This is a genomic window from Paraburkholderia sp. J10-1, from assembly GCF_905220165.1.
Taxonomy (GTDB): Bacteria; Pseudomonadota; Gammaproteobacteria; order Burkholderiales; family Burkholderiaceae; genus Paraburkholderia.
The window spans coordinates 1-23,431 of sequence record NZ_CAJMYW010000031.1; the positions used below are offsets into that span (position 1 = coordinate 1).

Genomic DNA, 23,431 nt, shown 5'->3' on the forward strand with positions numbered 1-23,431 from the left:
AATGTGATTCGCCACGGGCAACCGCGGGCTTTCCGCTGCCGGATAGCAGGCCGCGCGGCTTGATTCAAGTCAATGCGCGCAGCCCGGCAATCTCTAAATTGAGTCATACCGGGGCGTTGGCCCTTAACGGAGGACCTCATGCAAGCATCAGACATCATGACGACGGACGTCATCACCGTGCGCCCCAATGCGTCGATTTTCGAGGCGGCGACGCTGCTCGCCGACCATCACATCAGCGGCATTCCGGTCGTCGACGATAGCGGAGCCGTTGTCGGCATTCTCAGTGAAAGCGATTTGCTACATCGCGTGGAAACGGGCACCGGCAAGCCGCAGCGAAGCTGGTTTGGGGAATTCCTCCATTCGACGCGCAAGCTCGCGGGCGAGTACCTGAAGGAAAACGCGGTGAAGGTGGACGACGTCATGACCGCCAATGTCGTTTCGGTTTCGCCTTCCACGCCACTCAGCGAGATCGCCGATGTGCTCGAACGCCTTCGAATCAAGCGGGTGCCGGTGCTGGATCAGGGCAAGCTCGTGGGTATCGTCAGCCGTGCGAACCTGATCCGCGCGCTGGCGAGCGCGGCGCGCCCCGATCAGGCAGGGCTCGTGTCGGACGAGACCATCCATCGCGACGTGATTCAGGCGCTCGCCGGGCATCGCTGGGCAATGCCGGCGGAGAACGTCGTCGTGAAGGAGGGCGTTGTCCACTTCTGGGGTACGGTGAACTCGGAGGAGGAGCGCAAGGCGATACTCGTCTCGGCGCAGCTCGTGCCCGGCGTGAAGGGTGTCGAGGACCATCTCGGCTACCCGGTGGTGTTCACGCCGATGTAAGAAAGGCGGACGCGTTCAGGCGTGGGGAAGGCTGGGCCAGCAACACGACTGGCCCGGTTTTTTTGTCGGGCTTCGCCGTCGTGCTGCTTCCCGTGTGTCGACGCTCGGCGTGTGGCGCTGCGTCAGTGCGACATGAGCACCGGCAGCGTCATCGTGGCCAGGATCGAGCGTGTGGCGCCGCCCAAAACGAGTTCCTGCAGGCGCGCGTGACCGTATGCCCCCATCACGAGCAGATCGTAGCCGCCGTCTGCCGCAAAACTGAGCAGCGCGTCGCCCGTGGCTGCGGCGGCGTCGCGGTCGAACCGGGTGATTTCGACCTTCGTTGCGCCATGGCGCGCAAGCATGGCCGCGAGGTCGGCACACGACGCTTGCCGCTCGGCAGGCACGATGGACGTAGAAGCGGACAGAGAAGCGGTTGCAGAAGCGGCCACGATGGTCACGTGGGCCGCCCGCGCGATGAAAGGCATGGCGTCGTGCACGGCGCGCGCGGCCTCGCGGCTGCCGTTCCAGGCCACGAGCACGCGCTCGCCCACCGACTCGAAGCTGCCTGCATACGGCACGACCAGCACGGGGCCGCCCGCGCCAAGCAGCACGGTCTCCGTAAAGTGCTCAGCAATATAGGATTCCGGATCGTCCCGATCGGTTTGCCCCACGATCACGAGGTCGGCGCTCCGGCTGCGCTGCATGACCGCCGTGACCGGATCCCCCTCGGCCGTCACCCAGGCGCCATCGACCTGCGCTCGTGCCAGTTCGGCTCGAAAGAGGCGTTCGATCGCGCCGCGTTGTTCGCGCCGCAGCTTGCGGTGCGTGTCGTAATAGTCGGCCGTGCCGGCCATCACGTAAAACTCGCGCGGGCGCGGCTCGAACGCCGCGAACAGTCCATCCAGATGCGCGCCAAACCGGCGGCCCAGCTTCAACGCAAGCGAGAGACGCGCGCTTGCGCGTGCGCTCGTGTCCATGTGCACCATGATCGTCTTGTAGCTCATCGTGATCTCCAGCGAACGGGGGCGTTCCACCGCCCCTCGAGGCGGAGAAAGTGATTCGAGTCTAGGGACGGCGGGCTCGTTGCGATTGATTTGAATCAACCATCTCTTCCTGGCGAAATAGGTCGCCCCTGGAACCCGGAAAAAAGGAGACATTGAGGCAGATCAATCGGAAACGGCAGTCCGTGCGTAGATTGAATACAGCGCGACGCTTCGCAGGGTTCGTGCGCCACGCAAGCCGAAAAGGAGGCAAGGCAATGAGCAATCTGACACGTTATGACCCGTTTTCCATGGAGCCTGTTTCGGACCTCTTCCAGGGGCTGTTCCGGCCAATGCGCGGCGTGCTGGCCGCCGAGGAGAGCGAACTCGCGACGATCAAGCTCGACGTTACGGAAAGCGAGAAGGCCTACACGGTCAAGGCCGAGATGCCGGGTGTCGACAAAAAGGACATCGACGTGAAGATCGACGGGAATGTGGTTTCGATTCACGCGAAGGTCGAGCGCACGACCGAGCAGAAGGAAGGCGAGCGCGTCATTCGCCGCGAACGGTACAGCGGCGCCTTCGCACGCACGTTCTCGCTTGCCAGCGATATCGACGAAAGCAGCGCCAACGCGCAGTATCAGGATGGCGTGCTCTCGCTCACGCTGCCGAAAAAGGCGCCTGCGGAACAGAAGCGACTGCAGATCCAGTGAGCCATGGCGCGCGCCATTGTGCCGCAGGCGCATTCGCTGCGCGCCTTCTTGGGAGAACGAAATCATGTCACTTACCGGCCATATCGACTCGGGCGCCTGGAGCGTTCAGGCCCGCACATCGCCGGCTCCGCAGGGCGGCTTTCTCTGCGAAGTCAGCGTCACGCACGGTCCACAAACGCAGTGCTTCTCCCACGCGTTTGCGCATCATCGCGTGTTTGAAACCGAGCGAGAGGCGGTGCTCGAGGGGTTGCGCGAAGGCATGGTGTGGATCGACCTGAAAATCCATCACGCGTTCGAAGTGTAGAAAGGCCTGCCTGGAGGCAGTAGCGAGCTTTCGGGTAGCGACGATGCCGACTTCTGAAGGGGCGCGGCGATGGGACTCGGGATGCAAATCGTCTATCTGGGTTTCGCCGGTTCATCTGCCCTTGAGGCGGAAGCCGGCGTTCAGTTGCTGCGCCTCGAGCGGTTCAGCGGCGTGCTGGCAGGGTGTCATCTCGCGATCGAGCGAATGCACTCCGTGCAGCCGGGAAGCTGCCGCCCGGCCTATGACGTTCGTCTCGACCTCGTTTCGACTTCGAGGCAACTCGCGCCGCTTGGCCATTGCGAAGGTGACGACCCTGTGGCTGCCATGCGTGCGGCATTCGACGCCGCCGAGCGCCAACTGGGTTCAGCCGCGTCCGCAGGCGCCGTTTACCGAAACGGTGCGCCGCGCGGCGATCACTGATCGACGCCACGCTGGAGGAGTCGCCCTATCGGGCTTCACTGGCTCAGTACCCACTGAACGAGCGTATGCGCGTCTTCGGCCGATAGCGGGCCGCCGCGGTCTGCGGGCAGCGGCATGGCCATGTCGCCCCAGTGGGGCTTGCCGCCGTGCCTGAGCTTGTCTTCGAGCATGACCTCGGCATTCGGCTTGTTGCGGTAGCGCTCGGCGATCTGGTGAAACGACGGCGCGAGAAATGGCGCATCCGACGTGTGGCAGAACATGCAGTGCTGCTGATCGACAAGCTCGGTGGGTTCGGCAAGCTGCGCGTGCGCAGCACCGGCATACAGCGCCACCGCGCATACCGCTGCGGCGTGAATCAGGATCGTGTTCGCGCGCGCGTGGAGCGACGCAATCACCGGGAGGCAAGCAACAGGTGCAGGACGGCGTGGCATCGAATGTCTCCTCGAGTGCGGCCGGGGAGCGCAGTGCCGCCGGCCAGATGCATGAATGAAATAAAAAGCGGCGCCGTCACACGCGCGCGAGCCCTTCCAGATCGACGAGGCGAATCTGCTTGCCATTGGGCTCGACGAGGCCTTCGCGCTGAAAGCGCGAGAACATCCGGCTCACGGTTTCGAGCTTCAGGCCGAGAAAGCAGCCGATTTCCTCGCGGCTCATCTTCAGGTTGAGTTGCGCGCCGGAGTAGCCGCGCGCCTGGAAGCGCGCGGCGAGATCGAGCAGAAACGCGGCGAGGCGCTGTTCGGCGGTCATCGTGCCGAGGAGCATCATCAGGCGCGACTCGCGCACGATCTCGCCGCTCATCAGCCGGTAGAGGTGGCGCTGCATGCGCCGGCTCTCGCGGCAAAACGTTTCGAGCTGGCCGAACGGCATGATGCAAACCGTGCTGTCTTCGAGTGCAATGGCGTCGCAGCGGTGTGTGCCGGAGCAAACGCCGTCGAGCCCGAGCGGCTCGCCCGGAATCTGGAAGCCCGTGACCTGCTCGCGCCCGTCCCGATGCATGACGACCGTCTTGAACGATCCGGTACGGACGGCGTAGAGGCTCTGGAAGGCGTCGTGCGCGCGAAACAGCGTTACGCCGCGGTGCACGGTGCGCGTGGTGAGGACCACGGTGTCGAGTTGCCGGAGTTCTGCGGCCGTGAGGTCCGGCGGCATGCAGACCGCACGCAGCGAGCAGCTCGAGCAGCGCGCAGCGGCGTCGCGCTCGGCGGGCTGCGGCGACACGACGAGCCAGGGCGGGGATAGCGGCGTGGACAGTGAGGATTCGCAGGCTGCCTCGGCATACATGATCGTCTCCCGTTCAGCGCGCGGGGGCGGCGCGCCGGTTCACTAGCGCTTCAATGGCTTCGCAAGCGGCTTCGAACTCAGACGTCTTGTCGAAGAAAAAATGGGCTCCCGCTCGTTGGCAGGCGGTGCGAAACGGTGCGGCGGAGTGATTCGTCAGCACGACCGTCACGACCGAGGGTTGCTCGTGAGCCAGCAGGGACAGCAATTCGATGCCGCTGCCGCTCGCAAGCCTCAAATCGACCACCGCGACGTCCGCACCGCTTTGCGCGATGCCGGTCAGGGCGCTGGCCGCATCCTCGGCTTCGCCAATCACGCTCACATCCGGAATGGCCGACAATGCCTCGGCGATCTTCCTGCGCACTGCGGTCGCATCCTCGACCAGGAAAACCTGCAGGCGCGTGCGGACAGGACTGGCTTTCATGTAGCCAGTATTGGCAACGCCGTCTCAAAAAAATATCGGCGGCGATGGAAATTGACGTACGCGGAACGGAAGGCCTGTAGGGCGATTCCTACAGTCATGCGGCAATCGGCCGCGACACCCGAGGGTCAGACTTCGTCGGGATCGTCGATGAGCTTGTGCCGCATCGCGTAGCGCACGAGCGCGGCTTCGTGCGGCATCTGCATCTTCTCGAGAATGCGCACCTTGTAGGTGCTGACGGTTTTCGTACTCACGCAGAGTTCCTGCGCGATTTCAGTAATGGTCTGGCCTGCCGCAATACGCCGGAACACCTCGAACTCGCGGTCGGAAAGCCGCTGGTGGGGAAGCGTGTCGGCCGGCTCCTTCAGGCTTTGTGCGAAGCGCTCGGCCATCGTCATGCTGATATAGACGCCACCGGAAGCGATCTTCGTCACGGCGGTGACCAGCTCCGTGCTGGCGCATTCTTTGGTGAGATAACCCGACGCGCCCGCCTTGAAGGCGCGCACCGCGTATTGCTGCTCGGCATGCATGGTCAGCACGAGAATGCGCAGTTCGGGCTTTTCGTCCTTGATCTGCTTGATGAGATCCACGCCGCTGCGTCCCGGCATCGAGAGGTCGAGCACCAGGACCTGGGCTGCGCGCTCACGCACGAGCGCGAGTGTGGTCGCGCTGTCACAGCCTTCGCCTACGACTTCGAACTGCGTGCCGCGCTCGCTTTCCAGTATGCGGCGCAAACCGTCACGCATGAGCGCATGGTCGTCGGCGATGATCACCTTGATCATGATGCGGCTCCTTCCGGAAGCAGGGCAGGGAGGGCGAACGTGATCGTCATGTCAAAGCCCTTTCCGGGCGCGGTGGCAATGGCAACGGTGCCGTCAAGCATGTGGGCTCGCTCGCGAATGCCGAGCAGGCCAAACGACTTGTCTCTCAAGGCGTTGCGCTGCGCGTTGGGTGGATCGGCGGGATCGGTGCTCGCGCCCACGCCGTCGTCGGCAATGCGCAGCACACAGCGTGGCCCATCCACCTTGAGCGTAATCTCGACGAAATTCGCTTCGGCATGGCGGGCGACATTGGTCAGGGCTTCCTGCACGATGCGAAAGAGCGCGGAGGAGGCGGCGTTCGAAAACATCGTGGCGTCCGCATCCAGGTCGCGCTCGACGGCGATCCCGTAGCGGTTCGTGAAGTCGTTCGCCAGCCATTCGATGGCGGGCACGAGGCCGAGGTCGTCGAGCATGACCGGCCGCAGGTCGGCCGCGATGCGCCGCAAGGCAGCCACGGTCGCGTCGATCAGGTTGCGCATGCCGGCGAGGCGCGCAGGCACGTCGGTGGCGTCATCCTCGCCGAGCCGGCGCTCGAGCGCGGCGAGGTCGATCTTGAGCGCGGTGAGCTGCTGGCCGAGGTCGTCATGCAGTTCGCGCGCGATGCGGGTTTTTTCGGCCTCGCGCACGTTCTGGAGATTGGCCGACAGCTCGCGCAACTCCTCGCGCGAACGCTTGAGCGCTTCCTCGGCGCGCACGCGTTCGGTAATATCGCGCAGCATGACCGTGAAAAGCTTGCCCGAACCGTCACGGATCTGCGAAATCGATGCTTCGATCGGAAACTCCTCGCCATTGGCGCGCACCCCGTAGAGCACACGTTGCGGGCGGCCCATCTGGCGTTCGGTGACGCCTGTCTCGCCAAACTGTTCGACATGCTGCGCGTGCGCCGCCCGGAACCGCTCGGGAATGAAGCGCGAGAGCGGCGAGCCGATCGCCTCCCTGGCGGACAGGCCGAACACCTGTTCGGCGGCTGGATTGAAGATCAACACACGCTGGGTTTCGTCGACAGTGACGATCGCTTCCATCGACGAACGGATGATCCCGAGCATGCGGGCCTCGTTGAGCCGCGCGTCGCCGGCCGCCCTCGCAGGCGCCGGGTTTGCGCGCACGAGGCGTTGCGCGAGAAGCGCGAGCGCGGCGGCGCCGAGCGCGCCCGCGAGCGCAATGGCCATGGCGCAGGCAGAACTTGCCGGGCCCGCGCCTTTTGCGGCGCGCGCGCGGGGGTCAGCGCGCGGGCCCATGACGACCGTCCGGAGCGCGATGCGGGCGCGAGATCGATGCGAAGGCCATTCGCATATGAAGTGTCGGCTTCAATGGGCGGGACACAAGTATTCCGTATCACAGGGATCCATGCCGATTTTATGAGCCACTGGAAACCGTGTCCCAAAAAAATTTCACGCTCGTCGTCCGTGCTTGCGAGGTGTGCCGGCGCGGCGTGCCGTGTTCCGGCAGCATTTCAGGGCGTGGCGCCTGCCTCCTGCTCGGGCGCCAGTTCGTCCGGCGGGCACGGCGGGCAGGGATACGGTCGCACGGCTTGCTCGGCAAGCTCGAACGACTGTCCGAATTCCGGCACGCAGCAATCCCAGTGCAGTGTCTCGGCGATGCGCCGGCGCAAGGCATCGGCCGCTGCGGGCTCACCGTGCGTCACGAACGTGCGAAGGGGCGGGCACGTCATGCCCGCGAGCCAGCGCAGGGTTTCCCGGTAATCGGCATGCGCAGAGAGCGAGGTGATCGAGGAGATCTCTGCGCGCACGCGCACGTAGTCGCCATGCAGCTTGATGGTGGGCGCATGGGCATCGAGCGCCGCGCCGCGCGTGCCGGGCGCCTGGTATCCGACGAGCGCGATCGTGTTGCGCGGGTCCGATGCGTACAGGTTCAGATGGTGCAGAATGCGGCCGCCAGTGGCCATGCCACTGCCGGCAATGATGACCATGGGGCCGTGGCGCCCCGCAATGGCCTTTGACTCCTCCACCGTTCGCGCCATGAACGCCGCATGATCGATGGCGTGCACTTGCGGGAGTGTCAGCCGATGATCGCTCATATGACGCCGGTACAGGTCGGTCACGCCAATCGCCATTGGGCTGTCGAGGTAGACCGGAACATTCGCCATGCGCCCCGACTGCTTCAGCCGCGCAATGTAGTAAAGGACTTCCTGCGCGCGTCCCACCGCGAAGCAGGGCATGACCACGATGCCGCCGCGGGCGAAGGTGCGCGCGAACATCGCTGCGAGTTCGTCCTCGGGGTTCAGCGCGTCGTGCAGCCGGTCGCCGTAGGTCGATTCGACCACCAGATAGTCCGCATGGACCGGTGGGGAAGGCGCGCGCACGATCGGATCGTCGGGGCGCCCGAGGTCGCCGGAAAACGCGGTGACCGTATGCCCGTTGCACAGCACCACGCTCGCCGCGCCAAGGATATGGCCCGCGGGCAGCAGCCGAAACGTCAATTGCTCGCCGAGCGCAACGGGTTCATCGAACGGGCGCGGCGCAATGAGCCGCAGTGCCTGTTCGGCGTCTTCCAGGGTGTAGAGCGCAAGGGCGGGATGGTGTTTGGAGAAGCCGTGGCGGTTTGCAAACGCCGCGTCTTCCTCCTGTAGCCGTGCGCTGTCGCGCAGCATGATGCCGCACAGGTCCGCGGTTCCGGGCGTGCAATAAACCGGGCCGCGATAGCCGTTGCGCGCCAGGACGGGCAGGTAGCCGCAATGGTCGATATGCGCGTGCGTGAGGATGACGGCGTCGAGCGAGTCGACCGGAAAAGGCAGTGGGTCCCAGTTGCGCAGCCGCAGGTTTTTGGTGCCCTGGAAAAGCCCGCAGTCGATCAGCACCCGCTTGCCTCCCGCCTCCAGCAGGTAGCGCGACCCGGTGACCGTTTGTGCCGCGCCCAGAAACGTCAGCTTCATCATGCTCTCCTCGCTTCACGCGCCATGTGCACGCCCGATATCGATTGGAACGCGCGCCTGCGGGCCGGCTTTGACTTGAATCAGACAAACAGGCATCGCCCCGGGCCGCCTCTCCTTGAGGCAGATCAATCGCAACGCGTCATCCGATTCGTACATTGGAGTCGGTGGCACGCGGCGCGCGGGCCGAGATTCCGGCGGGGGTGAAATGGGGAGCAGGTTGTCGTCTGGCAGGGCGCTGGTTTTGATCCCGTTGATTGCAACGCTTTCGGCTTGTACCGCTTACCGCGATACGCGCCGCGGAGAAAACGTCGCCTTCCGCCGTTCGGAAACCGAACTGGCAGCGCGACGCGAGCAGAGCGCGATCCGTTGCTCGGCCCCCGACGACTGCGCACAGGCCTGGACCCGCGCCCTGGTTTTCGTCCAGCGGCACTCGCCCACGCCCATCGAACGTGCGACCGACGATACGATCGAGACGCGCATGCCGCATGAATTCGGCATCGCCTACTTCTGGGCGGTGCGGCAGAGGGCCGCGGATGGAACCACGACGATACGGCTCAAGGGCTTGTGCCGCGGCATGTACAGCAGCGACAACGGCCCTGGCTGGCTCTATGCGCGCTGCGCCGAACAGCTTGAGGAGGCGCAGCTCGACTTCGTGCGCGAAGTGAGCGGCGTCAGATAAGGACGAACGTGGAGGCTCGCTGCGGTCCAGCGCAAGCGGGCGGCGGCTGAATGTTCAACGTCAGGCGAAGTGCCGCCCGAGGCGTTGAATGGAGACCTACGCCACGACTTCGCTCAACGGGCGGCGCGGCGACGGCGCATCGGGCGTGCCGTGTCCGATGCGCAGCAGGACCTGCGGACAAACGGCTCCCGGCATGCCGAGCAGCGCATTCAGCCGCGCACGCAGTTCGGCCACCTCGATCGGTTGGTTCAAGTAAGAAGCGCACAGTCCGTGCGAAGTCAGCACCAGCAGCACCCGCTCGAGCGCCTCGCCCGCCGCGAGCCAGGCCTGCGCATCGTCGACGCTCGTCGCGATGCTCAGCAGCAGGGGCGACGCCGCCGCCAGCTCCCGGTGGGTCGCCGCTACGCCGCCACCCACGTCGAATGTGCGTATCGCGGAGGCGGCAAGCGGTGTTGCGAAGTCGAGCAGGGAACCGAGTCCGGCCGCGTAGGACGGCATGCCGTCGCCAGTGTGGCGCGGGTGGATCCATTTCGCGAGTTCGCGGCGGAACCGGGGATCGGCGAACTGCCGTTGGTCGGCTTCGGCGACGAGGTCGGCGATCGCCTCGCGCGTTCCGGCTTCGGTTGCGCACGCAACTTCCACGCCCTCGGCACGGGCTGCGTCGATGAGTTCGCGTTCGACGGCCGCAGCGACCGGCACCGGAGAAAACGGGCGACGTGTGGTGACCCGCCGGGCAATGGCGCTCACGAGCGCAGCCAGCTCCGCGCCAACGGGACGCTCGCGAAGCAGGCGCACATCGGCGAGCAGGTCGGGATCGAGGCTCGCTGGAAAAAGCGTGATCGCATAGCCAATGCCCAGGCTCGCGAGCGCCACGCGCAGATTGAACAGCGCCGCACCGCAACTGATGATCAGCTCCCGATCGTACGGATCGACAACGGGCAGCGCCCGTAGCCGGTCGGCGCACAGCAGGATCCGGTCGCGGCTGGCGACGAAGCGCCACGGCTGGCTGTTGTGGCTCGACGGGGCGAGCGTTGCGTGGCGCACGGCGTAACGCAACGCGTAGTCGTCGAGCTTGTCGAGTGGCGTGGCGCTGGCGGCAGGGTCGTGTGGCTTGTCGAGCATGGTGTATCCCGACTCTCAATGGCGCGGGGCGCCCGGTGAAATCAGTGCGGCATGATTGAGAAAGCCGCCAACAAGGGCGGCGTGGGATCAGTCTAGGTGCCGAAGCGTGGTCGCGATTGACTTGAGTCAACCCTACGCGGATAGCGCTGGTTTCTGATGAGCAGATAGCCGTCCGCGCTGTGCTGCACTTGCGTGGTCTCTGGCGCGCCTGAGGTGTTTAGCGTGCGAAGCCAGGACGAACGCCGCGCGCTAGCAGCTAGAAGCTAGAAACGAAACAGTTCCACCGCCGACGTCGTGAGAATCGTCCGTCTGGCTGCCTCGTCGGGAATCCACCGCTGCAGCGCGTTCGCGGCCGCGGCGTAGTCGACGAGGTGGCGATGCTGCGTATGGGGCCAGTCGCTGCCCCAGACGAGCCGTTGCGCGCTGAATGCATCGAGCAGCGCCGCTGCGAGTGCGATTGCGCTTTCGGTGCCGCACGCGCCTTGCACGCTGCGATAAGCGGCGGAAAGCTTGACCCACACGTCGCCGGACGACGCCTTCGACACCAGATGGCGAAAACCGGGATCGTCTACGCCGCGCGCGGCATCTGGACGGCCGAAGTGATCGACCACGACCGTGCAGCGGTGCGCGAGCAGCGCGTCGAGCACATAGGGCAAATCGGCGGCGTGCACCTGCACTTCGACATGCCAGCGCAGCGCGTTGAGCCGCGAAAGCAGTGCCGACCATCGGCGGCCATGAAAATCGGGCAACGGCACACCGATCAAATTCAGCCGCGCCCCGACGACATGCGCGGCATTCAGCGCTTCGAGTTCCTCGTCGCCGACTTCCGGATCGACGACAGCGACACCGCGAAAGCGCCGCGCATAGCGCTTCGACACTGCCGCCAGAAACGAATTGTCGACGCCAAGAAAGCTCGGCTGCACGAGCACGCCGTGAGACATGCCGTGACTGGCGAGCTGGTCGACGTACTGATCGAGCGTCGCGTCGTAGTCGGGAGCGTGACGGCGCTGCGCGGCGAGCGGCAGCCCCTGCACGAATATGTGCGCATGCGAGTCGATGCCGGTCACGTACGATGCTTCTGTATCGAGCCACGCGGCGTTCTTTCCGGAGAGGCTCAGGAAAGGATCGGCGGCGGTTGCGGGCAAAGTGAGGTCCATCGTGTGTTCAGTCTGGGAGTCGGTTCAATGGTCGGCGCGTGGCGACGGGAAGGCGCGCACTCAGCTGCGCGAAGCGGCAGGGGCGTCGGTCCGCGCGCCGCTTTGCGCGGAGGTTGCCATGCGGCGGCCGCGTGTCTCGGGCAGCAGCAAGGCCGCGATAACGACGAGGCCATACGCCACGCCTGCGTCAATGCCGAGCGCCGCGCCGAGCGACATCGAACTGCTCATATGGCCGATCAACACCGGAAAGCCCGCCGATACGATGCGGCCGAAGTTGTAGCAGAACCCGACACCCGTGCCGCGCACGCCCTGCGGATACAACTCGTTGAAGAGTGCGCCGAGCGTCGCTGGAATACCCGCCGAGAACAGCCCGAGCGGGAAGCTCAGGATCAACATGGTGGTGTCGCTGAGCGGCAGGAACGTGTAGATGTTGACCATCACCGCGCAGCACACGGCAAAGAGGATCACGTTCCGGCGTCGCCCGATGCGGTCCTGCAGCCAGGCGCTCACGAAGCAGCCGACGATGAACGCGACAATGACAACGGCCAGGTAGCCGCCTGTACCCAGCACTGAGAGGTGGCGCTCGGTCTTGAGGTAAGTCGGCAGCCAGGTGGTGATCGCGTGATAGCCGCCATGCGCGCCGAGCCCGATCAGGGCGCCGACGAGGGTCGTGCGAATCACGGCGGGATCGAAAATGCCCGCGGCAACGCTGAAGACGCCGCGCTGGCCACGTTCGTCGCTCGCCGTCTGCGCCTCGCGAGGCGGCTCGACGATGTTGCGGCGCAGGTACAGCACGAGCACCGCGGGCACGAGACCGATCGCGAACAGCACACGCCAGGCCCATTGCGGCGACACGAACGAAAAGACCAGCATATACAGCAGCACCGCGCCGCCCCAGCCGAAGCCCCAAGCGCTTTGCACGATACCCATCGCCTTGCCGCGATGCTTCGGGTTCATCGTCTCGCTGAGGAGTACGGCGCCAGCCGTCCACTCGCCGCCGAAACCAATGCCTTGCAACGTCTTCAACACCAGCAACTGGTCGAAGTTCTGCGCGAACGCGCTTAAGAATGTGAACAGCGAGAACCAGACGACGGTGATCTGCAGGGCCCGCACGCGGCCCACGCGGTCAGCCAGAATGCCCGCGAGCAGGCCGCCTAGCGCACCGGCTACGAGCGTTGCGCCGCCGATCAGTCCGGCCTGGCCCTTGCTGATGCCCCACGTTGCCAGCAGCGACGGAATGACGAGGGAAAAGACCTGCGTGTCGACGCCGTCGAGCGCCCAGCCTGCGAAGCAGCTCCACAACGTTCTCTTTTCGAGGGGTGTGATGTCCCGGTACCAGCGCATGGTCGTCTCCTTGTGCGCGCCGCTGGGCGCGGCGGCCGGGGCTTGATCAGCACGGCCGCTGTTAATTGGTGGAGGTCATTCTAAAAAAGGCGGGAATGCGCGCATACTATGGAAATGTTGTTCTTTCATAGCATTTTGATATGGAATCTGTCCGCACGCTCAAGTATTTCCTCGCTGTCGTCGACGCCGGCAGCGTCACTGGCGCGGCCAGCCAGCTGGGCATGGCGCAGCCCGCGCTCAGTCAGGCCATCACGCGGCTGGAACAGGACCTTGGCGTGAAGCTGCTGGCGAGAACGCGCCGCGGCGCGGCGCTCACGCCAGCGGGCGAGGCGATCGTCGACGACATCCGGCTGAGCGTGTCGCGCATCGAGGCGGCCGAAAAGCGCGCACGCGATATCGGCGCGCAGCGCGGCGGGCGGCTCGCTATCGGCTTCGCGTCGGCGGCGCTGTTCGAGGTGATGCCCAAGGCGATCGCGGCGCTGCGCCGCGCGGTGCCCAACGTCGAACTGACGCTGCGCGAAATGAGCAATGCGGAGCAGGCCAGCGCACTCGATTCGGGCGAGATCGACATTGGCCTGCTGCATACGCCGGTTGCCGTGAGCGGTCGAATGCGCGAGAAGCTGATCGTGCGCGAGCGGCTGCTGGCGGTCGTGCACGAGTCGTATCCGCTCGGCGCCGACGGCAAGCTTGGCCTCGCGGATCTTGCACGCATCGGGCTGGTCTGGTTTCCGCATGGCCAGTTGCCGGTGGTGCGCGCGGGCATCCTGAGCGCGTTTCGCAAGTTCGGCTGCGAGGCCAATATCGTGCAGGACGCCAATCGGTCGCTAACCGTGCTCGCTTGCGTTGCGGCAGGGTGCGGCGCTTCGTTGCTGCCGGAATCCGTCAAGGCGCTCCAGTTTTCCGGCGTGCGCGTATGTGAAGTGCGCGAGGGCGGCGCGCTGCCGTTCTTCGAACTCAGCGCGATCTGGCCACACCGGTCTCGGCCCACGCTCGCCGACAAGTTCGCTTCGTTGCTCAGTTCGCGTTGAACCGATCAATCAGGAAAGGCGTGGCTGCGGCCGTGCCGTTGCGGGCGCGGGCCGAGGCCAACGGCGTGCGCGAAGGGGAACACGCCGCTATTCGCGCTTCGTGTTCGAAACCGCACGCGGCGCGAGTTCGATAAAGCGCGCGGCAAACACGACATAGAGGAACTGGCGCAGGCGCGCGGCGAAGTGCGGGACGGGTTGCATGGCGAGTCTCGTTGGACGCAAGGGCAAGCGAATGAGCGGATAGCGGGACCCACATGCAAACGCAATTCATATGCCATTGGTCAATAGAGCCATTGCAACGCTGCATGGGCAGGCGCGCCGCCCCGTCGCGGTGCCTGGCCCCGCAACATGGTGCACGCACTGCACTGCGATTGCGCGGACGTGGCGCGTTCTGGCGCGTGCCACGCGCCCACTCGCGCCGCGAGGGCGCGTCGAGGCGGGCTTCAACGCACCCAGACAGACTTGGCACAGAACTCGCTAAATAGCCTGGCGAGAGGTGCGAAGCAATTTGCATCATCTTAGGATCGCTAGGGTTCCGGTCGGCGCAACGCATGAGTTCATGCCGCGTGTTCGATGCCTGGTCCGAGAGCAATCCGGTCTCGTCTCCCACCTTGCCTGCAAGGCGGCGATGAGGCTCCACGGAGGGATAAAAGCCCGGGAGGTCGCGATGTCGTTCGGTCGCCCTCTCACGCTTTTTCCCTTCGCAAACCGGAGCCTCCATGCCGACCCGCTTCTCTTCTGCCTGCGCGCAGCCTGACCTGCCAACCGCCTTGCCACCCGTGGACGTGCTGTGGGAAACCGTGATTCCCGCCGGCGCGCATTGGTCGGGCATCCTGCGCCGTGGACTTGCGTTGCGCGTGATCGACCTCGAAGGCGGCGCGAATCTCGCCGCCGTGTTCCACCGCCAGGAAGATCCGCTGGAACGCTACAACATGGCCGACACGCTCAAGGCGCAGCACACGGCCCATCTCACGCGCGGCCATGCGCTTTATACCGACATGGGCCGCGTGATCGCCTCGATTACCGCGGATACGCTCGGCTGGCACGACCCCCTCGGCGGGGTGGGTGACGCGACGCTCTCCATGCGCAAGTATGGCGAGCGGCGCTACCAGGCACACCGAAACGACATGATCCGCAACGGCCGCGACAGCCTCGTGCTCGAACTCGCGAAATACGGCTTGGGCGCGCGCGATCTCGTGGCCAACGTCAACTTCTTCAGCAAGGTGGCCGTGGGCGAGGACGGCTCGCTCGAATTCGTGCCACGCCACTCGCAGGCGGGCGCGGCGTTCGACCTGCGCTTCGAGATGAACACGCTCGCGGCGTTTTCAACGGCCCCACACCCGCTCGATCCGCACGGCGAGTACAGGCCGAAGCCGGTGAAGCTCGTTGCCTGGCGCGCCTACGCGGCGGACGCGGCCGCCAGCGCCGACGACCTGTGCCGCACGGCCTGCGCCGAAAACGAGCGCGGCTTCATCAACACCGACCGTCTGTTCGCCTGAGCGCAAAGGATCTGTCATGCCGATCATCGAAAGCGCGCTCGACGAGCGCAATGCCCATACCGATTTCACTCTGCCTGCGGGCGAGCCGTGGATGCACGACATGAAGCGCGGCGAAACGCTGCGCATCGTCGACCTCGAAGGCAACCAGGCCGTGGACACGCTGTTCTACAGCAGCGCCGATCCCACCGAACGCTACAGCGCGCAGGACACCATTCGTGCGCAGCGCAACCTTTATCTGAGCGCGGGCAGCGTGCTCATGTCGAACCGCGGTGCGCCGTTGCTCACCATCGTCGCCGATACGTGCGGCCGCCACGACACGCTTGGCGGCGCCTGCGCGGCCGAGAGCAACACCGTGCGCTACGCGCTCGAAAAACGCCACATGCACAGCTGCCGCGACAGCTACCTCAACGCGCTTGCGCACTGCACGTGCGGCGTGGGCGCGCGGCTGGGCAAGCGCGATATCGTCAGCAACATCAACTTCTTCATGAACGTGCCCGTTACGCCGCTTGGCAAGCTCACGTTCGAAGACGGCATCTCCGCGCCCGGCAAATACGTGGAAGTGCGCGCGGAGCAGGACGTGACGGTGCTGATCTCGAACTGCCCGCAGCTGAACAATCCGTGCAACGGCTATAACCCGACGCCCGTGCGTCTGCTCGTATGGGGGGCATGACGATGGCGTTCGACAAGGTTCTCATTGCCAACCGCGGCGAGATTGCGTGCCGCGTGATCCGCACGCTCAAGCGTCTGGGCATCGCATCCGTCGCCGTGTATTCCGAAGCGGATCGCCACGCCATGCACGTCATGCTCGCGGATGAAGCCGTTTGCATCGGGCCTGCGCCCGTTGCGCAGAGCTATCTGAACGCCGAGGCCATTCTCGCGGCGGCGCAACGCACCGGCGCCCAGGCCGTGCATCCGGGCTATGGCTTTCTCTCCGAGAACGCCGCGTTCGCGGGGGCTTGCGAGCGAGCAGGCATCGCCTTCATCGGCCCGCGCGCCGAGCAGATGACGGCCTTCGGCCTCAAGCACACGGCGCGCGACATCGCGCGCGCCAACGAAGTCGCGCTGCTGCCTGGCACGGGTCTGCTGCCCGACGTGGCGGCGGCGCTCGAAGCAGCGCTCACGCTTGGCTACCCCGTAATGCTCAAGAGCACGGCGGGCGGCGGCGGTATCGGCATGTCGCTGTGCCGCGACGCCGCGCAGCTCGAAGCCGCGTTCGCCTCGGTTGTGCGGCTTGGCGAAAGCAACTTCGCTAACGCGGGCGTGTACCTGGAAAAGTTCGTCGAGCATGCGCGCCATATCGAAGTGCAGGTGTTCGGCGACGGCCGGGGCAACGTGATCTCGCTCGGCGAGCGCGACTGCTCGGTGCAGCGGCGCAACCAGAAGGTGATCGAGGAAACGCCCGCGCCGGGCCTGACCGACGACGAACGCCGCGCATTGCACGGCACGGCCGTGCGCCTCGCGAAAGCGGTGAGCTATGCGAGCGCGGGCACGGTGGAGTTCGTGTTCGACACGCAAACCCGCGCGTTCTATTTCCTCGAAGTGAACACGCGGCTTCAGGTGGAGCACGGCGTGACGGAAGAGGTGTACGGCATCGACCTCGTGGAATGGATGATCCGCCAGGCCGAAGGCACGCTTGCGCCGCTCGACGCGCTCGCACCCGCCGATACGCTCGCCCCGCGCGCGGCGAGCATCCAGGTGCGCGTCTACGCCGAAGATCCGAACCGCCAGTTCCAGCCGAGTTCGGGCCTGCTCACGCACGTAGCGTTTCCCGCCGGAGCGCGCGTGGACACGTGGATCGACGCGGGCACCGAAGTCAGCGCGTTCTACGATCCGCTGCTCGCGAAGATCATCGCCACCGGCGCAACGCGCGACGCGGCGCTCGCGAAACTCGGCGACGCGCTCGCGCACACGCAGCTTTACGGCATCGAAACAAACCTCGACTATCTGCGCGCGATCGTTGGGTGCGCAACGTTCGTGGCGGGCGAGCAGACCACGGGCTTTCTCGGCCGCTTTCTGTTCGCGCCGCATACGATCGACGTGCTCGACGGCGGCGTGCAAACCACCGTGCAGCAGACGCCGGGCCGCCTCGGCTACTGGGACGTGGGCGTGCCGCCCTCCGGCCCGATGGACGACCGGTCGTTCAACCTGGCCAACGAACTGCTCGGCAACGCGCCCGACGCAGCGGGGCTCGAGTTCACGATGGTGGGCGCGACGCTGCGCTTCAACACGGAAACGCTGTTCGTGCTGGGCGGCGCGCCGCTTGCGGCCACGCTGGACCGCGAGCCGGTGCCGTACTGGCAGGTGGTGCGCGCGAGCGCGGGTATGGTGCTCAAGCTCGGCGGCGTGACGGGCGCGGGTGTGCGCGCATGCCTCGCGGTGAAGGGCGGCTTGCAGGTGCCCGACTATCTCGGCAGCAAGGCGACCTTCACGCTCGGCCAGTTCGGCGGCCACGCGGGCCGCGCGCTGCGCAAGGGCGATGTGCTCCATCTCGCCCCAGGGGCGGGCAGGGGCGCGGCGACCGAAGTGGGCGCACGGCTCGCGGCGCAGCGCGTGCCGGCGCTTACCCACGAATGGGAACTGGCGGTGCTCGACGGACCGCACGGCGCGCCGGACTTCCTCACGCGCGACGACATTGCAATGCTCTACGAAGCGCGCTGGACCGTGCACTACAACTCCAGCCGCACAGGGGTGCGCCTGATCGGCCCGAAGCCGCAGTGGGCGCGTGCGGACGGCGGCGAGGCCGGCCTGCATCCCTCCAACATCCACGACAACGCCTATGCGATCGGCGCCGTGGACTTCACGGGCGACATGCCGGTGATTCTCGGCCCGGACGGCCCTAGCCTGGGCGGCTTCGTGTGCCCGGTCACGGTGATCGGCGAGGAACTGTGGAAGCTCGGGCAACTGCGCCCCGGCGATACGGTTCGGTTCGTGCCCGCTGCTGGTGCCGCTGCGACCGGCAGCGCGCACGAGTGCGTGCTCTATCGCGACGAACAGGCGGGCGAGGGCGTGGGCGTGGGCGTGGGCGTGGTCTATCGCCGCTCGGGCGACCGCAACCTGCTGATCGAATACGGCCCTTCCGTGCTCGACCTGAAGCTGCGCTTCCGGGTGCATGCGCTGATGAACTGGCTCGAAGCGCACCGCCTGCCCGGCATCGTCGATCTCACGCCGGGCATCCGTTCGCTGCAGGTGCATTTCGACCCCGCCGTGCTCACGCTCGACACGCTGATCGCACATCTGCAGGATGCCGAAGCAATGCTGCCAGCCGTCGATGCCATGCGCGTGCCGAATCGCATCGTGCACCTGCCGCTCTCGTGGGACGACCCGTCCACCCGCGTGGCCATCGAGCGCTACATGCAGTCCGTGCGTCCCGACGCCCCGTGGTGTCCGAGCAATATCGAGTTCATTCGCCGTATCAACGGTCTTGCGAGCATCGACGACGTGAAGCGCATCGTGTTCGACGCGCGCTACCTCGTGCTCGGCCTCGGCGACGTCTATCTCGGCGCACCTGTGGCGACGCCCGTCGATCCGCGTCACCGGCTCGTCACCACCAAGTACAACCCGGCGCGCACGTGGACGCCCGAGAACGCCGTGGGCATTGGCGGCGCGTACATGTGCGTGTACGGCATGGAGGGCCCCGGTGGCTATCAGTTCGTGGGCCGCACCGTGCAGATGTGGAACCGCTATCGCACGACAACCGAGTTCGCGCCGGGCAAGCCGTGGCTGCTGCGCTTCTTCGACGAAATCCGCTTCTTCGAGGTGAGCGAGGCCGAACTCGCGGAGTGGCGCAGCGAGTTTCTCGCGGGGCGGCGCAGCCTGCGCATCGAGGAATCGGTGTTCGACCTCGGCGAGTACGAGCGCTTCCTGCACGACGAAGCGGCCTCGATCGCCGCGTTCAAGACCACGCAGCAAGCCTCGTTCGAGGCCGAACGCGAGCGCTGGCGCGAAGCGGGTCAGGCCGAGTACGTCGCCGAAGGCGCAGCAGACGAAGCAGCCGGCGCCGCACGCGCCGCCGAAGCCCTGGCCGACGACTGCCGCGCGATTGGCGCCGACGTATCGGGCAGCGTGTGGAAGCTGCTCGTCGCCGAGGGTGAGCGCGTCGAAGAGGGCCAGGACCTGGCCATCCTCGAATCGATGAAGATGGAAGTGACCGTGACCGCAAGCGCGGCCGGCGTGATCGACGCGCTGGATTGCGCGGCCGGCGACGCCGTGGTGGCGGGGCAGCGTTTGATGGTGATCCGTGTGGCGTCCGAAGCATCGGGCGATCCCGCACAAGCAACCGCCGTGAGCGGCGAGGAGGCCGCATGCCAATGAATCCGCATAACGACGACCTGCCCATGACCCTCGCGGCGCTGCGCGCGCGCTACCTGGACGGCAGCCTCACGCCGGCGCAACTCGTCGAACGCATTGCCGCGCGCACCGGCGGCGACGATCCGCATCGCGTATGGATCCGTGCGCTCACGCGCGACGAGATGATGCGTTACGCCGACGCGCTGTCGCAACGTGATCCCGCCACGCTGCCGCTCTACGGCGTGCCGTTCGCGATCAAGGACAACATCGACCTCGCGGGCGTGCCGACCACGGCCGGATGCCCCGCTTATGCGTATATGCCGGAGCGCAGCGCGCCCGTGGTCGAGCGCCTGATCGCCGCGGGCGCGATTCCCGTGGGCAAGACCAACCTCGACCAGTTTGCCACGGGCCTCTCGGGCCAGCGCTCGCCCTACGGCGCGTGCCGCAACGCGCTGGACCCGGAGTACGCCTCGGGCGGTTCCAGTTCGGGCTCGGCCGTGGCCGTGGCGCTCGGCCTCGCCGCGTTCTCGCTGGGTACCGACACGGCGGGCTCGGGCCGCGTGCCGGCGGCGTTTCATGGTCTCGTGGGTCTCAAGCCGACCAAGGGCGTGCTGAGCACGCAGGGCGTGGTGCCCGCGTGCCGCTCGCTCGATTGCGTTTCGATCTTCGCGCACTCGGCGAACGACGCGCAGCGCGTGTTCGAGTGCGCGCGCGGCGTAACCGAGGACGACCCGTATGCACGCGCCTGGCAGCCAACCGGTCGCGAGCGCGCAACACTTGCCGGCGTGCGCTTCGGCGTGCCGCGTGCGGCACAGCTGAGCTTCTATGGCGACGCTTCCTATGCGGCGGCGTTCGACGCGGCGCTCGCGAAGCTGCGCGCGGCCGGCGCCGAACTCGTGGAGATCGATTTCGAGCCGTTCCTCGCCACGGCGCGGCTGCTCTACGAAGGCCCGTTCGTGGCCGAGCGCCTTGCCGCCATCCGGCCGTTCTTCGAGGCGCAGCCCGAAGCGCTGCATGCTGTCACGCGCGAGATCGTGGGCGGTGCAATGCGCTGGAGCGCGGCCGACACCTTCGCGGCGTTCGACCGTCTCGCGGCGCTGCGCATGGAAAGCGAGCGCGTGTGGCCGCGGATCGACGCGCTCGTCACGCCGACTTCACCCACCACATCCACAATCGCCGAACTCGAAGCGGACCCCATTGGCGTGAATGCGCGCTTCGGCTACTACACCAACTTCGTGAACCTGCTCGACTTGAGCGCGCTCGCCGTGCCAGCGGGCGTGTGCGCAAGCGGTCCGCACACGGGCAAACCATTCGGCATCACGTTCGTTGCGCGCGCACACGACGACGCGTACCTGCTCGACCTGGCCCGCGCGTGGCTGGGCGAGCGCGCCGCGCTGGCGCACGCCCCCGGCATCAGCGCTCAGGGCGGCTCGCACGCGTGTCGCGCGGCGCTGGCCGAGGCAGGGTCGCATAGCGCAAGCGGGAGCGCCGAAGCATGAAACCCCACGCCATTACGTCAAGAAAACCGTTGCACTTTCACTCCTGGAGATTCGCCATGAAGATGACGCACGTTCCGTTCGCAACCCACGCAGACAACGCACGCCACGCAACATCTGCCGCACCGCTGCGCCGTTGGGCGCTGCGCGCCGCCAGCGCGCTCACACTGGCCACGGGCCTGTTCGCGGCCGGCGTACAGGCCGCGGCCGCCGCGCCGCTGCGCATCGGCTACAGCGACTGGCCGGGCTGGGTGGCGTGGCAGGTGGCTATCGACAAGGGCTGGTTCAAGGAAGCGGGCCTCGACGTGAAATTCGACTGGTTCGACTACGCGGCCTCGATGGACGCCTTCGCGGCCAACAAACTCGACGCCGTGCTCGTCACCAACGGCGATGCGCTCACGATGGGCGCGAACGGCGCGAAGAACGTGATGGCGCTCATCACCGACTACTCGAACGGCAACGACATGGTCATCGCCAAGCCGCCCGCACGCAAGATCCAGGACCTCAAGGGCAAGAAGATCGGCGTGGAGTTCGGCGTGGTCGATCACCTCTTGTTGCTCGACGCGCTCCAGCGCGCAGGGATGAAGGAGGGCGAAGTCACGCTCGTGAACGCGAAGACCAACGAAACGCCGCAAGTGCTGGCTTCTTCCGACGTCTCGGCCATCGCAGCATGGCAGCCGAACGCGGGCGAAGCGCAGCGCGCGGTGCCGGGTGCGCGGCCCGTGTTCACCTCCGCCGACGAGCCGGGCCTCATCTACGACGTGCTTGCCGTGAACCCTGTGAGCCTCGCCGCGCACAAGGCCGACTACGAAAAGCTCGCTAAGGTCTGGTACCGCGTGGTGAAGTACATCGACGACCCGGCCACGCAACCCGACGCCGTGAAGATCATGGCCGCGCGCGTGGGCCTCACGCCGGCGCAGTATCTGCCGCTGCTCAAGGGCACGAAGCTGCTCACGCTGCCCGAGGCGCAACACGCCTACGTAAAAGCCGACGGATTCGGCTCGCTCTACGGATCGAGCCATGTCGCCGACGCGTTCAACGTGAAGTACCAGGTCTACAAGACCTCGCAGGACGTGAACACGTATGTGGACCCCTCCCTCACGAGCGCACTGAAGTAAGGCAGCGAGTCATACATGGCCTGTTCTCGACGTGAAATCAGCGTGAACAGGCCCTGGCAGCAGAACGTCAAGGAGAACATCATGGCCGAAATCAGCCAGACCGGATGGTTTGCCGTACGCCGCGAGCTTTCGCCGCGCGGCAAGTGGATGTTGGGCATCGGCTCGTTTCTGTTGCCGGTGCTCGTGTGGTGTCTCGTGAGCTATGTGCCGTTCGTCTGGCATCCGCAAGTGTTGATCACGCAGCCGGGCAGCGTGGACTATTTCCAGCCCGGCATGCGTGTCGACAAGGCCGTGTTCGCCGACGAACTCGACCATGCGCGCGAAACCCACGCCGCGCTGCCGGCGGGCATGCCCGCGAACCCGGTGTATCTGCCCGCGCCGCACGAAGTGCTGCGCGCGTTCTATACCGCGTTCACGACACCGCCCGTCGCTCAGGACGGCGTGTGGCTGCATCAGAGCCTCTGGCACAGTGTGCAGATCATCTTCTGGGGCTTTGTGTTCTCGTCGCTGATTGGCGTGCCGCTCGGCATTGTGTGCGGCACCTATAGCGTGCTCGCACGGCTGCAGGAGCCGTTCTTCGAGTTCTTCCGCTATTTGCCGGCGCCCGCGTTCGGCGCGCTGATGGTGGCCGTGCTCGGGATTTACGACGCGCCGAAGATCGCCATTATCGTGATCGGTACGCTGTTCCAGCAGGTGCTCATCATCGCCAACACCACGCGCAAGCTCGAATATGGCCTGCTCGAAGCGGCGATGACGCTCGGCACCACGCGGCTGAAACTGCTCACGCACGTTGTGGTGCCCGGCATTCTCCCCGATCTCTATCGCGACCAGCGCATTTTGCTCGGCTGGGCGTGGACCTACCTGATCGTCGCGGAACTCGTTGGCACGAGCTCGGGCATCACGTGGTACATCACGCAGCAGGCGCGTTATCAGCACTTCGACAACGTCTACGCGGCGATCATGATGATCGGCATCATTGGCCTCGGCACCGATCTCGTGCTGGCATTCCTCGGCCGCAAGCTGTTTCCGTGGGATCGCACGCTCAAGGCCTGACGCGCGGC

The 23,431-nt window shown here is 66.0% G+C and carries 21 protein-coding genes, 1 pseudogene and 1 riboswitch; of the genes and pseudogenes, 12 read left to right on the forward strand and 10 right to left on the reverse strand.

The window, feature by feature from the left end; translation table 11 throughout:
• Positions 1-138: 138 nt before the first annotated feature.
• The gene (locus tag U5A65_RS39065) at positions 139-828 is read left to right on the forward strand and encodes a CBS domain-containing protein (protein ID WP_321917308.1); all 690 of its coding nucleotides are present in this window, start codon (positions 139-141) and stop codon (positions 826-828) included.
• Positions 829-950: 122 nt separating this feature from the next.
• On the opposite strand, the gene U5A65_RS39070 is transcribed toward U5A65_RS39065, so the two are convergent.
• Positions 951-1,814 (reverse strand): universal stress protein, encoded by an 864-nt coding sequence (locus U5A65_RS39070; protein WP_321949576.1) that lies wholly within the window; start codon positions 1,812-1,814, stop codon positions 951-953.
• Positions 1,815-2,068: 254 nt separating this feature from the next.
• Here U5A65_RS39070 and U5A65_RS39075 point away from each other — a divergent pair, with 254 nt between their 5' ends.
• The 3 genes from U5A65_RS39075 to U5A65_RS39085 all read left to right on the forward strand — a co-directional run bounded on the left by U5A65_RS39075 (position 2,069) and on the right by U5A65_RS39085 (position 3,227).
• A complete protein-coding gene (locus U5A65_RS39075) occupies positions 2,069-2,503 on the forward strand; it encodes an Hsp20/alpha crystallin family protein (protein WP_321917312.1) in 435 nt (144 codons plus the stop codon).
• 64 nt (positions 2,504-2,567) lie between these two features.
• A complete protein-coding gene (locus tag U5A65_RS39080) occupies positions 2,568-2,807 on the forward strand; it encodes a UDP-glucose 4-epimerase (RefSeq protein ID WP_321917314.1) in 240 nt (79 codons plus the stop codon).
• A 69-nt stretch (positions 2,808-2,876) separates the two neighbouring features.
• Positions 2,877-3,227 (forward strand): hypothetical protein, encoded by a 351-nt coding sequence (locus U5A65_RS39085; protein WP_321949556.1) that lies wholly within the window; start codon positions 2,877-2,879, stop codon positions 3,225-3,227.
• Positions 3,228-3,262: 35 nt separating this feature from the next.
• Here U5A65_RS39085 and U5A65_RS39090 read toward each other — a convergent pair whose 3' ends face one another.
• The 6 genes and pseudogenes from U5A65_RS39090 to U5A65_RS39115 form a co-directional block, all read right to left on the reverse strand.
• Positions 3,263-3,658: a c-type cytochrome gene (locus U5A65_RS39090; RefSeq protein WP_321949557.1), complete on the reverse strand. Its 396-nt coding sequence runs from the start codon at positions 3,656-3,658 to the stop codon at positions 3,263-3,265.
• Positions 3,659-3,734: 76 nt separating this feature from the next.
• Positions 3,735-4,508 (reverse strand): helix-turn-helix domain-containing protein, encoded by a 774-nt coding sequence (locus U5A65_RS39095; RefSeq protein ID WP_321917319.1) that lies wholly within the window; start codon positions 4,506-4,508, stop codon positions 3,735-3,737.
• A 13-nt stretch (positions 4,509-4,521) separates the two neighbouring features.
• A complete protein-coding gene (locus U5A65_RS39100) occupies positions 4,522-4,929 on the reverse strand; it encodes a response regulator transcription factor (RefSeq protein ID WP_321917320.1) in 408 nt (135 codons plus the stop codon).
• Between the two features lie 125 nt (positions 4,930-5,054).
• Positions 5,055-5,708 carry a response regulator transcription factor gene (locus U5A65_RS39105; RefSeq protein WP_321949558.1) on the reverse strand — a complete coding sequence of 218 codons (654 nt, stop codon included), beginning with the start codon at positions 5,706-5,708 and terminating at the stop codon, positions 5,055-5,057.
• A pseudogene (locus U5A65_RS39110) lies at positions 5,705-6,931 on the reverse strand (PAS domain S-box protein); the annotation flags it as partial. The pseudogene U5A65_RS39110 and the gene U5A65_RS39105, both read right to left, overlap by 4 nt.
• A 269-nt stretch (positions 6,932-7,200) precedes the next feature.
• Complete coding sequence (locus U5A65_RS39115; protein WP_321949577.1) at positions 7,201-8,640, reverse strand: MBL fold metallo-hydrolase; 1,440 nt, start codon at positions 8,638-8,640, stop codon at positions 7,201-7,203.
• Between the two features lie 241 nt (positions 8,641-8,881).
• Between U5A65_RS39115 and U5A65_RS39120 the strand changes: the two genes are divergently transcribed.
• On the forward strand, positions 8,882-9,319 hold the full coding sequence (locus U5A65_RS39120; protein WP_321949559.1) for a hypothetical protein: 438 nt from the start codon (positions 8,882-8,884) through the stop codon (positions 9,317-9,319).
• 96 nt (positions 9,320-9,415) lie between these two features.
• On the opposite strand, the gene U5A65_RS39125 is transcribed toward U5A65_RS39120, so the two are convergent.
• The 3 genes from U5A65_RS39125 to U5A65_RS39135 all read right to left on the reverse strand — a co-directional run bounded on the left by U5A65_RS39125 (position 9,416) and on the right by U5A65_RS39135 (position 12,942).
• Positions 9,416-10,441, reverse strand: a complete 1,026-nt coding sequence (locus U5A65_RS39125) for an Acg family FMN-binding oxidoreductase (RefSeq protein ID WP_321949560.1) — start codon at positions 10,439-10,441, stop codon at positions 9,416-9,418.
• Positions 10,442-10,704: 263 nt separating this feature from the next.
• Positions 10,705-11,598, reverse strand: a complete 894-nt coding sequence (locus U5A65_RS39130; RefSeq protein WP_321939988.1) for an amidohydrolase family protein — start codon at positions 11,596-11,598, stop codon at positions 10,705-10,707.
• Between the two features lie 60 nt (positions 11,599-11,658).
• The gene (locus U5A65_RS39135) at positions 11,659-12,942 is read right to left on the reverse strand and encodes an MFS transporter (protein ID WP_321949561.1); all 1,284 of its coding nucleotides are present in this window, start codon (positions 12,940-12,942) and stop codon (positions 11,659-11,661) included.
• Between the two features lie 140 nt (positions 12,943-13,082).
• Between U5A65_RS39135 and U5A65_RS39140 the strand changes: the two genes are divergently transcribed.
• From U5A65_RS39140 to U5A65_RS39170, 7 genes are all read left to right on the forward strand, one after another.
• Entirely contained in the window at positions 13,083-13,970 is an 888-nt protein-coding gene (locus U5A65_RS39140; RefSeq protein ID WP_321939985.1) for a LysR family transcriptional regulator, read from the forward strand.
• A 516-nt stretch (positions 13,971-14,486) separates the two neighbouring features.
• Positions 14,487-14,633, forward strand: a riboswitch (guanidine-I (ykkC/yxkD leader).
• A 56-nt stretch (positions 14,634-14,689) separates the two neighbouring features.
• On the forward strand, positions 14,690-15,469 hold the full coding sequence (locus U5A65_RS39145; protein ID WP_321949562.1) for an urea amidolyase associated protein UAAP1: 780 nt from the start codon (positions 14,690-14,692) through the stop codon (positions 15,467-15,469).
• Between the two features lie 16 nt (positions 15,470-15,485).
• Positions 15,486-16,139: an urea amidolyase associated protein UAAP2 gene (locus U5A65_RS39150; RefSeq protein ID WP_321949563.1), complete on the forward strand. Its 654-nt coding sequence runs from the start codon at positions 15,486-15,488 to the stop codon at positions 16,137-16,139.
• Positions 16,140-16,141: 2 nt separating this feature from the next.
• The gene (gene uca / locus U5A65_RS39155; protein ID WP_321949564.1) at positions 16,142-19,780 is read left to right on the forward strand and encodes an urea carboxylase; all 3,639 of its coding nucleotides are present in this window, start codon (positions 16,142-16,144) and stop codon (positions 19,778-19,780) included.
• The gene (gene atzF / locus U5A65_RS39160; protein ID WP_321917332.1) at positions 19,771-21,255 is read left to right on the forward strand and encodes an allophanate hydrolase; all 1,485 of its coding nucleotides are present in this window, start codon (positions 19,771-19,773) and stop codon (positions 21,253-21,255) included. The genes uca and atzF overlap by 10 nt, the downstream gene beginning before the upstream one ends.
• A gap of 56 nt (positions 21,256-21,311) precedes the next feature.
• On the forward strand, positions 21,312-22,370 hold the full coding sequence (locus tag U5A65_RS39165) for an ABC transporter substrate-binding protein (RefSeq protein ID WP_321917334.1): 1,059 nt from the start codon (positions 21,312-21,314) through the stop codon (positions 22,368-22,370).
• An 81-nt stretch (positions 22,371-22,451) separates the two neighbouring features.
• Complete coding sequence (locus tag U5A65_RS39170; protein ID WP_321949565.1) at positions 22,452-23,423, forward strand: ABC transporter permease; 972 nt, start codon at positions 22,452-22,454, stop codon at positions 23,421-23,423.
• The last annotated feature ends 8 nt before the right edge of the window (positions 23,424-23,431 follow it).